The following is a 14,663-nucleotide window of genomic DNA, read 5'->3' as shown; positions in this document are numbered from 1 at the left end:
GAGTAACCGGCAAAGCCGGTTTTTTTCTTAATCAATGCCGATTTTCACTTGTTTTTATAATACTGTTCTGATACCATATAAAAATGAAGAAATTATTTGCAAAAACTTAAGTCTTTCATTGGAGGCAATTATGGTATTCAACAAAACTGAAGATGCTACAGTTTTCAATGAAATTTTAGAAAGAGCTGTTCAGGCTCCTTTTAATAAAAAACTGGGCATAAAAATTATAAAAGCGAAAAAGGGTAGTATTGAATTAGAACTAGACCCAAAACCAGATTTAGCAAATGGTCTAGGGATCGTACACGGTGGAGTTACTGCTAGCCTTTGTGACTCTGCCATGGGTTTTGCCGTGATGACCCTTGGAATAGTACCTGTAACAGTTGAAATGAAACTCAATTACTTATCACCGGGTAGCATAGACCAGAAGTTGATTGCCAAAGGGGCAGTTGTAAAAGAAGGCAGAACACTTATAATTGCGGAAAGTCAGGTTTACAGCGGAGAGAAACTTGTTGCAAAAAGTCTCGGAACCTATTTTGGACAAAGTTGATAAATAAGTGTAAGTTGACATAAACGAATGAAGTGGAGGTTTTTGCATGGTTCTTGACTTAAATCCAATTGCTTTTAAATTGGGGCCTTTTTCCGTACACTGGTACGGTATATTTATGGCTATGGCTTTTTTGGTAGGTTCCTACTACCTGTTAAAAATGGGAAAAAATATTGGCCTTGATGAGGACTTCATATTAAATCTGGCTATGATTGTTATTGTTGCAGGCATAGTGGGAGCTAGGCTTGTATTTGTGCTGAGTAATTATCCGGAGTGGTTTATTACAGAACCATTTAATGTAATAAAGGTGTGGGAAGGCGGCCTGGCCTGGCATGGCGGCCTTCTTGGTGGGCTTTGGGCAGGCTGGATGTACTGCAGAAAGAATGGAGTAAATCCTAATGTTCTTGCTGATTGGGCTGTGGTGGGCTTGTCTTTCGGATATATCATAGTACGCATTGGCAATATTTTCAATCAGGAAGTGCTGGGTCGGATGACACAGTTTTCCTTCGGTAGATGGCCAGCTCAGCTTATAGGGTCATCTATCGGCGTCATACTGCTTATTAGATTCTTCTATCTTCAAAGAAAAGGCGTACCTACAGGATATCAGTTTTGGTCTTTTATATGGTATCATCAGTTGCTCCGCGCATTAATAGAAGAAACGGTGCGAGAAAATCCATTATTTGTAATTGAATACGTAAATCCTCGCTGGGGTCTAGGTTTAGTCACATTGACTCAGTGGTTTACGCCTTTAGTGATAGGTATTGCATATTACATGTATAAAACTACAGGCGGAGATAAATTAGCGGCTCCTGCAAAAACTCATAATATGTATAAGAGTGATAAGGGCTAAACATTGACTTGGAGCTAAAATTGAGTTATCATTTTAATAGAGTTTTTTATTGCGCCTGTAGCTCAGGGGATAGAGCACCGGCCTCCGGAGCCGGGTTTTGCGGGGGTTCGATTCCCTCCAGGCGCACCATTTTTATAATGTTGAAAATACTAGAGCATCGCAAAATATGAAAATTTTGCGATGCTCTTTATATTTACATCATCACGTTCATTTCGGGGATGCCAATTCTTCTCAAAAACATATATTCCTGTTCACTTATGCGCTGAATGCAAAAATCGTCATCCTGGTAGCCGAAATCGTAGTCGCTATCGAAATCAAAGTCGGGACCGTAGCCGGAGGAAGACATGGCAAACCTCCTGGGGACAAAACCTACGAAAAATCCTGGAGATATGCGGAAAATGAACAGGAAGCTGAATCTGCGCCTTCTAAAAACTTGTTGGGTAGTCGGCTTATCGCTCATTAAATCACTCCTTTCTTTAGGCTAATACATAGTATGAAGAGTTATAATAAATTGTGCCATTGCGCTGGAGCGCATGGTGAAGGTATAATTAGACTGAAGAATTGAAAAGTTAAGAAAGGAGTAAGTCCCATGGATTTTTTAGTGGAAGTTGAAAAGGCGAAAGAGCTTCAGAATTCAGCTCTATCTTATAATCATGTAACTTCAGCAAAGCTGATTCACACTAGGGACATTGTAGTGGACGAAAGAGTAAGGTATCAATGCAGCTATTCTGGATGTAGAGATTATGGAAAACGGTTTATGTGTCCGCCCTATACCCTTAGCGTAGATGAATTTAAAAAGGTCCTTGCCCGTTATTATATGGCACTTTTGGTACAGCTCACGGGTACTGTCAATGACAAGGTCAATTGGGAACCGGAAACCAATCAATGGGCATTAAAGCTTCATGATATTATTTACAAATTAGAAAAAGAAGCCTTCGGCCTTGGCTTTCCCTTTGCTGCCGGCTTAATAGGAGGTTCCTGCAAATTGTGTACCGCATGTCCTGCAGAAAAAGATACTAGCGCAAGATGCGTTAATCGAGAAAAGGCAAGGCCATCTATGGAAGCTATGGGAATAGATGTGCTGTCAACCTGTAACAAGGTTGGGCTTGAAATAGTATTTTCACCGCAAGAAGTTGTATGGACAGGTCTGATTTTGCTTGCGTGATTATTACGATTGTTACATAAGTATTACATTTGTATTAAATTTGCCGCTTTTTGTTGAAAGGGTACTTGTAAATTACTTATAATTAAACTTGAAGTGCAAAAGGAACAAGACTTACTGGGAAGGGGAGAAACATGAGAATTGGGTCAAATGGGAAAAATTTACTTGTAAGTATTTTTGCTGTCTTGTTCATATTAACAGCTTTTATACCTGCAAAGCCCTGTTTTGCTGCGGCTAATGTAAGGGTTTTACTTGACGGCAAATACTTGGACTTTGATGTACCGCCAATTATTGAAAACGACCGGACACTTGCTCCTTTTAGAAAGATTAGTGAGGCACTAGGGGCAGAAATTCAGTGGGATCAAGAAACGCGGACTGTTACAGCGTATAAAAATGATATAAGGGTACTGCTCAAAATAGGTGATAAAACAGCCTATGTGAATGAAGTACCTATAAAATTGGACACGCCTCCTATAATTAAAAACGATAGAACTTTAGTGCCTATCAGGTTTTTTAGCGAAGCCTTTGGGGCTGCAGTTTCTTGGGATAATGCGGCAAGAACTGTGCTGATAAACACAAATGGCATCCCTTCTAAATACATACTGGGCTATTACTATTCTCAGTCTTATCAGGATTTTATTGCAAATCTTGACAAAATGTCATCTACTGCAGTGAAATGGTATACCTTAGATGAAAACGGGAATTTGACGGATAGGGATAATAAGCGTTATATAAGCGTACCTGAAGGGTATAATGAGGTAATTAGCCTTTCCAAAGAAAGTGGCATTGAGATTCAAATGCTTTTATTTGAAAGTGATTCAGTTAAACTTTCAAAAGTATTGGGCACTTTAGAATCACGAGGACGCCTTGTAAATCAAATACTTACTGTTGTTGAAAGGGAAGGCTATGATGGCGTAAATTTAGATTTTGAATATTTAAAGGCAGCTGATAAGGATAATTACAATAATTTTACAAGTGTCCTTTATAACGAACTAAAGGCAAGAGGTAAAAGCTTAAGCATTTCTTTGCCTGTAAAAACCGAGAGGATTGATTGGTGGCCGGGATATGATTATGCTGCATTAGGCCGAAATTCTGATTTTGTAGTGCTCATGGCTTATGATAAAAATCCCAGTACACCAGGGCCCCAGTCAGGAATTGATTGGGTGGAAGAAGTAGTCGATTACGCTATTGCCCGAATTCCGGCAGAAAAGGTGGTCCTTGGCATTGGCTATTACGGATATGACTGGGGGCCTTCAGGTAAGAGTGCTGTTATTTTAGAAAACAACGGCGCAACTTATTTAAAATTTGCAGATGAGCTTGCCAAGCAGTACGGGTTTAGTCTTCAACTTGATGAAAAGTCAGGCCTCTTTTACGGAAAGTATACTGATGAAAATGGAGCGACCCATGAGATATGGATGGAAAGCAACTATTCGGTAGATAGAAAAGCAAAAATGGTAATTCAAAAAGGGTTAAAAGGCGTAGCTCTGTGGAGATTGGGCTATTCCACTCCTTCCTTTTGGGATACCTTACTTAACAACTTTAGTCCTGTAAAACTTAATAATGAATAAAAAGGCCCAATTCTTTTTGGGTCTTTTCTTTATTTGTGAAACAAAGATTTCCGGCACCAGAGAGGAATCTTTGATTTTATGAACTAATTAAACAATTTAAATATAATAGGACACCAAAAGTATACAAAAACCTATAAAAAATGCTATAATAAATTAAATACAAGATACCCATCCGGAGGTGCAGGTGTGAGGGTCCTGGCTCTCGTAGGCAAGAGCGGTACGGGCAAAAGCCATAAAGCGCAGCAGGTTGCAAGGCAAAACGGTGCAAGATTTATTATTGATGACGGTCTTTTAATACATGAAAATAGGGTGCTGGCAGGTTATTCAGCAAAACGAGAATCAACCCGCTTAGGCGCGATTAAGCGAGCTATTTTTTATGATCCTGCTCATGCTACTGAGGTTAAAAGCAAGCTTTCTGAGATGAAGGTAGATAGCCTCTTAATTTTAGGTACATCGGATTCTATGATAAATGCCATATGTAAGGCACTTGATATACCTCTCCCCGAACTTATTATTAGGATAGAAGATGTTTCTACGCCACATGAAATAAATACGGCAAAGATGGTGCGTAAAAGCAAGGGTAAACACGTAATTCCGGTTCCTACACTTGAAATTAAAAAGGATTTTTCCGGATATTTTTTAGACCCCATGAGGATATTTCGAGAAATAAAAGGAAAACCATTAGAGCTGTTGGAGGAGAAATCCGTCGTTAGACCTACGTATAGCTATATGGGAAAATATACCATAAACGATACTACCATAAGTCAGATTGCATTATATACCGCTCGCCAGGTGCCAGGAATCGGTCCCGGTGGGAGAGTTTATATTGAAAACTATGAAAGCGGTGTGGTACTTAAGCTTGAGCTTACAGTGCTATATGGAATATCATTGCCGCCGGTACTAAAACAGGTTCAGGAAAAAGTGGCTCAAGTAATTGAACACATGACCGCTCTGAATGTTCTAAAAGTAAACATTATAGCCAAAAACATATATTTTAATGAAAGACTCAAAAGTATAGGAGGTTAGACATGTTTAAGATATTAGAGAGGAAAGATTTGGCACCATCTATCAAACAATTCGTAATAGATGCACCACTAGTAGCTAAAAAAGCGCAGCCTGGGCAATTTGTCATTCTCCGCATCAAAGAAGGTGGTGAAAGAATTCCCCTAACGATTGCAGACTTTGATAGAGAGAAAGGCACTATAACCATAGTATTTCAAGAAGTCGGCAAAACCACTAAAGAATTGGGCACCCTTAAGGCTGGGGATTACTTGGCTGACTTTGTAGGGCCTCTGGGAGAACCGGTAGATTTTCCGAATCACAAAAAGGTCTTAGGAATAGGCGGAGGATTGGGAGTTGCGCCACTTTACCCTAAACTGAAACTCCTTAAACAAAAAGGTATAGAAGTTACTAGCATCATCGGAGCTAGAAATGCTGATTTATTAATAATGGAAGACGAGGTAAGAGCCGTAAGTGACAGGATGTTTGTGTGCACTGATGATGGTTCAAAAGGCAGGCATGGTTTTGTCACAGTAGTGCTTAAAGAACTTCTGGAACAAGGCGAGAAATTTGACGAAATTATCATCATAGGACCGCCCGTATTAATGAAAATTGGAGCTGAAATAACAAAACCTTATGGCATTCCTACTATGGTGAGCCTCAATCCCATAATGGTAGACGGCACTGGCATGTGCGGATGCTGCCGGGTAACCGTGGGAGGAGAGATCAAATTTGCATGCGTTGATGGGCCGGCTTTTGATGGCCATAAAGTGGATTTTGATGAACTGATAAAGCGACTTCAGACGTACAGAGAGGAAGAAAAAATGGCATTAGCCAGACATGAAGGAGGTAGTTGCAAATGCCATCAATAAACCGCAGCAAAACTAAGACGCCAATGCCGTCGCAAGATCCCAAAGAACGAAGGAAGAACTTCAATGAGGTAGCACTGGGATATACTACGGAAGATGCAATAAATGAAGCCCAGCGCTGTTTAAACTGTAAAAAGCCGTCCTGTATGGAAGGTTGTCCCGTTCATGTTAAAATTCCAAACTTTATCAAACATATAGCAGAAGGGGACTTTGAAGGTGCCATTAAAGTTATAAAAGAGACTAATAGCCTTCCTGCCATATGTGGTCGAGTCTGCCCGCAAGAAGAACAATGTGAACAAAGATGTGTACTTGCCAAAAGAGGCGAACCGGTAGGCATAGGACGCTTAGAGAGGTTTGCAGCGGACTGGGAGCGAAACCAGGGCATAAAAACACCTGAAAAAACATCATCGCGGAATAAAAAAGTTGCCATTATCGGTTCTGGGCCAGCAGGTCTTACTTGTGCAGGAGACTTGGCAAAGCTGGGGTATGAGGTTACGGTGTTTGAGGCCTTTCATGAACCGGGCGGAGTGTTGATTTACGGCATACCTGAATTTAGGCTGCCTAAAGCTATCGTGAAACAAGAAGTAGAATTTATAAAAAAGTTGGGAGTAGAAGTTAAGACCAATATGGTTATGGGCCAGGTCCTAACGGTAGATGATCTTTTAGAAAAAGAGGGCTACGATGCTGTGTTTATAGGTACCGGTGCGGGTTTGCCAAAGTTTTTAAATATCCCCGGTGAAAATTATCTGGGAGTTTACTCAGCTAACGAATTCTTGACGAGAATAAACCTGATGAAAGCATATAACTTCCCAGAAACCGACACTCCTGTTAAAGTTGGCAAGAGAGTGGCTGTAGTAGGCGGAGGAAATGTGGCAATGGATGCTGCTCGTTCGGCCCTTAGAATGGGTGCCGAAGAGGTTTACATCATTTATCGCCGTTCAGAAGAGGAAATGCCTGCCAGAAAAGAGGAAGTTGAGCATGCCAAAGAGGAAGGTATCATTTTTAAATTCCTAACAAATCCTGTTCGCATAATTGGAGATGAAAACGGCTGGGTCAAAGGTATTGAATGTATTCAAATGGAACTTGGAGAACCCGATGCATCAGGGCGCCGTAGACCCGTTCCCATAAAAGACTCTGAATTTATCCTTGATATGGATACGGTTATCATTGCAATTGGCACCGGTCCCAACCCGCTGCTAATCAAGGCAACAGAAGGCATAAAGCTCAATAAGTACGGTTATATAGAAACGGATGAAAACGGTAAGACATCAAAAGAAGGAGTCTGGGCCGGAGGAGATATAGTTACTGGAGCCGCAACGGTTATTTTGGCTATGGGTGCCGGCAAAAAGGCCGCTCAATCTATCCACGAATATTTGCAGAACAAATAAATGATACTATATCCTTTAAAAGGGCGGAACATGTATCCACATATTCCGTCCTTTATAAATTGATGCTAAGATCAAGTTCCTTCAAGTAAATTATATTGTGACGATTGCAGCCTAGAGGAGAGATAGCATGAAAATTGGTATTCCCAGAGCACTGTCATACTACGCATATTACCCTTTTTTCAGGACTTTTTTCGAAAATTTGGGTTTAGAGGTGGTAGTCTCTGATGAAACCACAAAGGAAATTATGGACATGGGCATTCAGGATACTATTACCGATGCTTGTGTTCCTATAAAGCTCTTTCACGGGCATGTAAAAAATCTCATGAATCGCGTAGATTATGTTTTTGTGCCAAGGCTTGTAAGTGTAAATCGGGAAGCTACATTTTGTCCCAAGTTTTTAGGTTTACCTGATATGGTGATTTGTTCCATACCTAAATTTAAAAATATGCTGGAAGTGAGGATCGATTTAAAAAAGAGCAGATTTGAACTTTTTAAGCTCTGCATCAAGTTGGCAAAGCAGTTCAAAAAAGGATTCTTCAGGGCTTATATTGCATATTCAAAGGCTTGCAATAGCTTAAAGAATTATGCATCTCAATTCTTGCAAGGCGGTATTCCGCCCTTAGGAATTGCAAGTCAAAAAAAGAGCAGTAATGTATCTCTTGCAGTGGTGGGGTATCCATATATATTATATGATCCCTATTTAAGCCTTGATCTTATAAAAAAGCTCATTAGCATGGGAGTATATGTAGTGACTCCGGAAATGCTTGCAAAAGAAGAAAAACAAAAACAGGCTTCCAAGCTCAGAAAGAACCTATTCTGGACTTTCAGCAATGAAGTCATAAGGACAGCTTATAGCTTGTTTGAAAATGGAAGTGTTGACGGTATAATACACGTCACAGCCTTTGGTTGTGGTCCGGACTTTATAGTAGACAAGTTAATGGAAATTGATGCAAAAAAATATAAGATGCCGTTCCTTACGGTTACCATTGATGAACATACAGGTCAGGAAGGCCTAAATACGAGACTTGAAGCATTTGTAGATATGATAAAAATTAAAAAAGCGAAGAAAGAGGCGGCATTGGCATGAGAAAGGTTTCATTTCCTTATATGGGAACGTCCTACATTCCCTTTAAAAATTTGCTTGAGGCCTTTGGAAACGAAGTAGTAGTTCCTCCAAAGCCAACTGAAGAAACTATAAGCCTGGGGACTAAATTTGCACCTGAGTTTGCCTGTTATCCCTTTAAAATTGTCCTGGGGACATATGTTCAGTGTCTTGAAGCAGGGGCAAATACTCTCGTGTCATCTGGCGGTGTGGGGCCTTGCAGGGCTGGCCTCTACACTACTCTACAGGAAAAGATATTGAAGGATTTGGGATACGAATTTGAGATGATTACATTAGAACCACCGGGAAGGCACTTTAAAGATTTGCTCCAAAGCATAAAAAAGTTGATAAATGCGCCCCTTACTTTGAAAGATTATATTAGCATCACTCGATTTGTCTGGAAGCAGTTAGTGCTCCTTGATAAGGTTGAGCGATTATCTCATAAAATACGGCCTTTGGAAATTAAAAAAGGTGAAGCTACTAGAGTTTACAAAAAGTGTGTGGAGCTTATAGCGTCTGCAGAAAAGTACAGGGATTTACCGGAAATAGAAAGGGAATGTGAACTTTTATACGATGGTATACAAAAAAGGGATTCTGACCCAATAAAAATTGGCATAGTAGGGGAAATCTACGTTTTGCTTGAGCCTTCTTCAAATTTGGAAATCGAAGAGATGCTGGGAGAACTGGGAGTTTATGTAGAAAGGTCCATGTTTCTCTCCCAGTATACCATATACAATGCGGTGCTGGACCTATTTCACATGGCCGGCGAGCGCAATGTTAAAAAGACAGCTGCACCCTACTTTAAGGAAATGTGCGGCGGTCACGGTAGAGAATCCGTGGGCAATGCAATACTTTTTGCCAAAAGAGGTTTCGATGGAGTAATTCAGCTTTCGCCTTTTACGTGTATACCTGAAATCGTGGCAAAAAGCATTTTGCCTAAGGTATGTAAAGAACATGGAATAGGTTTTTTGACGATTAGTCTTGATGAGCAAACGGGAAAAGAAGGCCTTAGAACTCGCTTAGAAGCATTTGTGGATTTGCTGATGGCCAAGCGCAACCAAACCAAGTCTTTTACGGTAAAACCACAAATAGCAAAGGAGATGGCTTAATTGGCACATTATTTAGGTGTTGATGTAGGTTCTGTAAGTACCAATCTTGTGTTAATCGATGAAGACGAAAATGTGATAGAATCTATATATATAAGAACCCAGGGCAATCCCATAAGAGCGGTCCAGGAAGGCATGAAGATATTAGCATCAAGGAATAAAGGCGCCTGGGAGGTAAAAGGAGTGGGCGCTACAGGCAGCGGTCGAAACCTGGCGGGTGTTATTGTAGGTGCTGATGTAATTAAGAATGAGATAACAGCCCATGCCGTTGCTTCATTGCGTGAAGTGCCGGATGTGCAGACGGTCCTTGAAATAGGGGGCCAGGATTCTAAGATTATCATTCTAAGAGATGGTGTGGTCACAGACTTTGCCATGAACACTGTGTGTGCAGCCGGAACCGGTTCCTTTCTGGATCAACAGGCCAATAGATTAAATATTCCCATCGAAGAATTTGGAAATTACGCATTAAGATCAAAGAACCCCGTCCGCATAGCAGGCCGTTGTGCGGTTTTTGCGGAATCGGATATGGTACATAAACAGCAGTTAGGCCACAGACCTGAAGATATTATCCGCGGTTTATGTGAAGCTCTGGTAAGAAACTATCTGAACAATATCGCCAAGGGCAAAGAAATCAGACCTCGAATAGTTTTCCAAGGTGGAGTTGCGGCTAATGCTGGTATGAAGGCTGCCTTTGAAGATGCCCTTGGACAAGAGATATATATCCCCAAGCATTATAATGTAATGGGTGCCCTTGGTGCGGCACTGCTGGCTAAAGATGCTAAAGTTTCCAATACCAGCTTTAAAGGTTTTGGCATTTCTGACATAAACTTTACAGCTGACAGCTTTGAGTGCAGTGGATGTCCCAATCATTGTGAAGTGGTAAATATCAAAATGGAAGGCAAAGTTATTGCCCGTTGGGGGGATAGGTGCAACAAGTGGAAGGTAGTAGACAGCACCGTGGCATAGTTTGATGCTTTTAAAAGCCAAAACAGCTGCTGCAACGATATTTTTGCCTTTGCAGCAGCTGTTTTATTGTAAAACAAGAAGGTTCTCGGCCCGACATTAATTTGACTCGCTGTCGGGTGGAGTTCTTAAGTGTAACGCAGGGTTCCATGGAACCGAAAGAATCTCCGATGGCGTTGTGGAGAGGGGTTCTAATTATGTAAACTTTCGCTACTTAGAATAATTTTGGTATCCCACGCTTTCGAGTTTATCGGCTTTATGTAATACCTGGTCTTTCATATTGTCCCTGTATTTTTGTATTTTTTCCTGAATTTCAGGGTACTTGATTCCAAGGATTTGAAGTGCCAGCAGGCCTGCATTTTTTGCGTTGTTTATTGCTACTGTAGCTACCGGAACTCCTGCTGGCATTTGAACTATGGAAAGTAGGGAATCAAGGCCGTTTAAGCTCGATGTTTTAACGGGCACTCCGATGACAGGAAGGGTGGAAATAGCTGCTACCATGCCCGGAAGATGGGCGGCACCGCCTGCTCCGGCTATAATTACTTCAATTCCCCTTGACTGGGCATTTTTCGCATAATCAAACATCCTGTCAGGAGTTCTGTGAGCTGATACTATGGTTATTTCATAATTTACGCCAAATTCTTCTAAAACCTTTGCGGCTTCCTGCATTACGGGAAGGTCCGAGTCGCTTCCCATAATGATTCCTACCAGAGCCTTATCCTTCATTTTTATCCCTCCGAAATTACTTTTATTGTTTGCTTTACTATCTTTGCCTTATCCAAAGCATCTTCAAGTCTTTTATCTACGATGGTTACATGACCCATTTTCCTGAAAGGTTTGGTTTCCTTTTTCCCATAGATATGTAGACTAACTCCCGGAATTTTAAGGATTTCATTTACCCCTTCAAAATACGGTTTACCTTGATAGCCCTCCGCTCCAAGCAAGTTTACCATAACTGCAGGCATTATGAGTTCTGTGGAACCTAATGGCAAACCGGTGATAGCCCTTAAGTGCTGTTCAAATTGAGATGTAACACAGGCTTCAATGGTGTAGTGTCCGGAATTGTGTGGCCTTGGAGCTATTTCGTTAACCAAAACCCTCTTATCCTTTGTCAAAAACATTTCCACACCAAAAATACCCACACCGTCTAATGCCTTAACACATCTGATGGCCAAATCTTCAGCTTCTTTTTTGATGTTTTCTTCAATACGGGCAGGAGCTACAGTATCATCGCAGATATTTGCCCTGCTGTCAAAAGTCATTTCCACCACGGGATAGCACTTTATTTCTCCATTAATGCTTCTTGCTACCATTACTGCCAGTTCCTTTTCTACAGGGACCAATTCTTCAAGGAAAGATTCACATTGAAGGGCATGTTCTATGTCTTTAGGACTTCGAATTACAAAAACACCGCGGCCGTCATAGCCGCCTTTGCGCGCTTTTTGAACTGTGGGCATGCCAAATTTGCGTGCTGTTTCGGCTATATTGCCTTCTACTAAAGTCCAGCGGGCGGTAGGTATGCCGTGCTTATCCAACATCTGTTTTTGTTTTGCCTTATCCTGTATAATTTCTAAAACTTCAGGGGAAGGATATATTTTATGCCCCATATCCTGAAGCTGTTTAAGCACCTTAGTGCTTATATGCTCAATTTCAAAAGTTGTAATATCGCTGTTTTCTACAAGCTCGCGAATTTTGTCATCATCGTAAAATCCAGCTACTATTTGGTTATCCACAAGGGAATAAGCTGGGCACTGGGGAGTAGGGTCTAATACGCTTACGTGAAAATTTAATTTTTTTGCGGCCTGTGCCAACATTTTCCCAAGCTGACCGCCTCCGATTATTCCGATTTTAAAATCCATTGAATACGACATATGGAATTGACCTCCCGAAACTACTAGTTATGAAAGTATTATATCACAAATTTAGGACAAATTTTTAATAAAAGCAAAACCTGTTGATAACTAACTATCGATACCATTAGAGTAAAGTACCTCGCTAGTTATCAACAGGTAGTACTATATTTCCCACAAAAAACAAAGTTATGATTATAATTTGATGGACGTTTTACCAATAATATTAAATAGCACTGCTTTATATAAATCAAACAAGAGGTGAAAATAAATAATGCGTGCAATGTGGCGTGGTTCCATAAGCTTTGGATTGATAAACGTACCCATAAAAATGTATGCGGCGACTGAAAATAAGAGGATAAGTTTTCGCCAAATACATCGAGAGTGCGGGACACCTATTCACTACCAAAAAGTGTGTCCAACCTGTAATAGGAAGGTAGAAGATGATGAGATCGCAAGGGGTTATGAGTTTGAAAAAGGGCGATATGTAATTATAGAGGATAAAGATTTAGAAAGCATACCCGATGAAACTACAAGGACAATTGACATAATTGATTTTGTGAATTTGACTGACATTGACCCTATATATTTTGACCACACCTATTTTTTAGGGCCGGAAGAAACCGGACAGAAGGCTTATATTTTGCTTAGAAAGGCCATGGAGGAAGGGGGTAAGATAGCCATTGCCAAGGTGGTTATACGCTCAAAACAGAGCCTCGCGTGCATTAGGCCTTATGGCGAGAGACATCTGGTAATGGAAACTATGTTTTACCCAGATGAAATTAGAAAGGTGGAAGAAGTGCCAATACAGCCGGAGGCGAAGCTGCATGAAAATGAAATAAAGATGGCCGTACAGCTTGTAGAATCTTTGTCTACAAAGTTTCAACCGGAAAAATACACGGATGACTACAGGCAAGCTCTAATTGACATAATACAGGCAAAAGTTGAGGGAGAAGAGATAAGCATACCGCCAGCTAAAGAAGAAAAAGTTGTAGATTTAATGCAAGCCTTAAAGGCAAGTCTGGAACTTGCTGAAAAAGCCAAAAAGACAAAGGGGTCGTCTAAGGGTAAAGCTAAGAAGAAAGTTGCCGGAGGCGAGTGATTAGGATATGACTTGCTTTATTACCGGGTGACGAATTAAGCCTTCATCGGTAAAATCCATGTACTCAACAACTACTTCAATACTTGGCTTTACCCACGATATTAGCTGCTTTTTGTCGATTGGAAAGGGCCGGCTAAAGGGACAAAAGTTGGTTTTTATTTGATTTAGTTTTTCAAACAGCAAAGAGGACGTTTTATAATTTAGACCACTGCCAGCTCTTCCCACATATACAAAATCACGGTCTTGAAATACACCCAACAATAAAGACCTGACTTCTCTACCTTCGGCGACAAATCCGCCTATAACGGCAGTCAGAAGCTTAAAGTTTTTGATTTTGAGCCAATCTGAGCTTTTTTTACCGATTCGGTAAGGGCTGTCCAGCTTTTTTGCGACAATACCCTCAAGTTCTGCTTCTTTGACCACTGAAAAAAATGCAGTGCCGGATTCGTAAACGGTGTCAGTTATAGCGATGGGGTCTTTTGAAGGAATAAGGGATTTTAAAAGTTCATCTCGAGCTTTAAAGGTATATGAAGTAAGGTCTTTGTCTTTATAAAACACAATGTCAAATACCACGTATGTTACCGGAATTATTTTAGCAAGATACCTGATTGTGCTTGAATCCGTGGCAAAATCTCGCCTTATTATTTGGAGGAAATTCGGTTTGCCGTCTTTTAATGCAACCATTTCTCCATCTAAAATAATATCCTGATTAATAAGGGATTTTAATGCGTGGGCAATTTCAGGGTATTGAGCAGTCTTTACCGTTTTTTTGCGGTTGTAGAGCTGGACCTGGCCGCCTTTTAGATGTGCCAATATTCTTACACCGTCCCATTTAACTTGAAAGCCGGTATTTGCATCATCAAAGGGTTCGCGGCATATTATTGGTTCCATGGGCAAAAAAGGAACAAAGGGTTTCACCATAAAAATCACCTTTTTAGCTTTTTCCTTTTCAATTCAAATTTAGTTTACTGCATTTTTCAAATACTAATACTTTAACGTATAATCAAATTATCATATAATGATATGTAGGTGGTAGTGTGCCTCAAATATTATTAGAAGATGAAAAGCTCAAACTCACAAATCTTTCTAAACAGCTGTGGCCTGATGATAACATTACAAAAGCGGATTTAATAAAATATTATAGGTTAATTGTAAAATTA

The 14,663-nt window shown here is 40.5% G+C and carries 15 protein-coding genes and 1 tRNA gene; 12 read left to right on the top strand and 4 right to left on the bottom strand.

Features of this window, described 5'->3' with window-relative positions:
- Nucleotides 1–130 precede the first annotated feature (130 nt).
- The 3 genes from JT739_RS00080 to JT739_RS00070 all read left to right on the top strand — a co-directional run bounded on the left by JT739_RS00080 (nt 131) and on the right by JT739_RS00070 (nt 1,523).
- Nucleotides 131–547 (top strand): PaaI family thioesterase, encoded by a 417-nt coding sequence (locus tag JT739_RS00080; RefSeq protein ID WP_237659067.1) that lies wholly within the window; start codon nt 131–133, stop codon nt 545–547.
- A gap of 46 nt (nt 548–593) precedes the next feature.
- Complete coding sequence (locus tag JT739_RS00075; protein WP_237659066.1) at nt 594–1,394, top strand: prolipoprotein diacylglyceryl transferase; 801 nt, start codon at nt 594–596, stop codon at nt 1,392–1,394.
- 51 nt (nt 1,395–1,445) lie between these two features.
- Nucleotides 1,446–1,523 (top strand) — tRNA-Arg (locus JT739_RS00070).
- Between the two features lie 64 nt (nt 1,524–1,587).
- Here the strand turns inward: JT739_RS00070 and JT739_RS00065 are convergent.
- Nucleotides 1,588–1,854 (bottom strand): hypothetical protein, encoded by a 267-nt coding sequence (locus tag JT739_RS00065; protein WP_237659065.1) that lies wholly within the window; start codon nt 1,852–1,854, stop codon nt 1,588–1,590.
- Nucleotides 1,855–1,983: 129 nt separating this feature from the next.
- Between JT739_RS00065 and JT739_RS00060 the strand changes: the two genes are divergently transcribed.
- The 8 genes from JT739_RS00060 to JT739_RS00025 all read left to right on the top strand — a co-directional run bounded on the left by JT739_RS00060 (nt 1,984) and on the right by JT739_RS00025 (nt 10,554).
- Nucleotides 1,984–2,559 (top strand): DUF2284 domain-containing protein, encoded by a 576-nt coding sequence (locus tag JT739_RS00060; RefSeq protein WP_237659064.1) that lies wholly within the window; start codon nt 1,984–1,986, stop codon nt 2,557–2,559.
- 131 nt (nt 2,560–2,690) lie between these two features.
- Nucleotides 2,691–4,124: a stalk domain-containing protein gene (locus tag JT739_RS00055; protein WP_237659063.1), complete on the top strand. Its 1,434-nt coding sequence runs from the start codon at nt 2,691–2,693 to the stop codon at nt 4,122–4,124.
- Nucleotides 4,125–4,310: 186 nt separating this feature from the next.
- A complete protein-coding gene (locus JT739_RS00050; protein WP_237659062.1) occupies nt 4,311–5,150 on the top strand; it encodes an Asp23/Gls24 family envelope stress response protein in 840 nt (279 codons plus the stop codon).
- A gap of 2 nt (nt 5,151–5,152) precedes the next feature.
- Nucleotides 5,153–5,995: a sulfide/dihydroorotate dehydrogenase-like FAD/NAD-binding protein gene (locus JT739_RS00045; RefSeq protein WP_237659061.1), complete on the top strand. Its 843-nt coding sequence runs from the start codon at nt 5,153–5,155 to the stop codon at nt 5,993–5,995.
- On the top strand, nt 5,983–7,380 hold the full coding sequence (gltA, locus tag JT739_RS00040) for an NADPH-dependent glutamate synthase (protein ID WP_237659060.1): 1,398 nt from the start codon (nt 5,983–5,985) through the stop codon (nt 7,378–7,380). The genes JT739_RS00045 and gltA overlap by 13 nt, the downstream gene beginning before the upstream one ends.
- A 127-nt stretch (nt 7,381–7,507) precedes the next feature.
- Entirely contained in the window at nt 7,508–8,467 is a 960-nt protein-coding gene (locus JT739_RS00035; RefSeq protein WP_237659059.1) for an acyl-CoA dehydratase activase-related protein, read from the top strand.
- Nucleotides 8,464–9,591 carry a 2-hydroxyacyl-CoA dehydratase gene (locus JT739_RS00030; RefSeq protein ID WP_237659058.1) on the top strand — a complete coding sequence of 376 codons (1,128 nt, stop codon included), beginning with the start codon at nt 8,464–8,466 and terminating at the stop codon, nt 9,589–9,591. The genes JT739_RS00035 and JT739_RS00030 overlap by 4 nt, the downstream gene beginning before the upstream one ends.
- Nucleotides 9,592–10,554 (top strand): acyl-CoA dehydratase activase, encoded by a 963-nt coding sequence (locus JT739_RS00025; protein ID WP_237659057.1) that lies wholly within the window; start codon nt 9,592–9,594, stop codon nt 10,552–10,554.
- A 207-nt stretch (nt 10,555–10,761) separates the two neighbouring features.
- Here the strand turns inward: JT739_RS00025 and purE are convergent, their stop codons facing one another.
- Nucleotides 10,762–11,277 carry a 5-(carboxyamino)imidazole ribonucleotide mutase gene (gene purE / locus JT739_RS00020; RefSeq protein ID WP_237659056.1) on the bottom strand — a complete coding sequence of 172 codons (516 nt, stop codon included), beginning with the start codon at nt 11,275–11,277 and terminating at the stop codon, nt 10,762–10,764.
- 2 nt (nt 11,278–11,279) lie between these two features.
- Nucleotides 11,280–12,422, bottom strand: a complete 1,143-nt coding sequence (locus JT739_RS00015) for a 5-(carboxyamino)imidazole ribonucleotide synthase (protein WP_237659055.1) — start codon at nt 12,420–12,422, stop codon at nt 11,280–11,282.
- Nucleotides 12,423–12,675: 253 nt separating this feature from the next.
- On the opposite strand from JT739_RS00015, the gene JT739_RS00010 reads away from it, so the two are divergent.
- Nucleotides 12,676–13,503: a Ku protein gene (locus JT739_RS00010; protein ID WP_237659054.1), complete on the top strand. Its 828-nt coding sequence runs from the start codon at nt 12,676–12,678 to the stop codon at nt 13,501–13,503.
- On the opposite strand, the gene ligD is transcribed toward JT739_RS00010, so the two are convergent.
- Nucleotides 13,504–14,424 carry a non-homologous end-joining DNA ligase gene (ligD, locus tag JT739_RS00005; protein WP_237659053.1) on the bottom strand — a complete coding sequence of 307 codons (921 nt, stop codon included), beginning with the start codon at nt 14,422–14,424 and terminating at the stop codon, nt 13,504–13,506.
- Nucleotides 14,425–14,663: the final 239 nt, after the last annotated feature.

Source organism: Tepidanaerobacter sp. GT38, from assembly GCF_021991635.1.
Lineage (GTDB): Bacteria > Bacillota > Thermosediminibacteria > Thermosediminibacterales > Tepidanaerobacteraceae > DTU063.
Note: the sequence above shows the minus strand (reverse complement) of the source record. Positions and strands in the feature narration are given on the sequence as shown.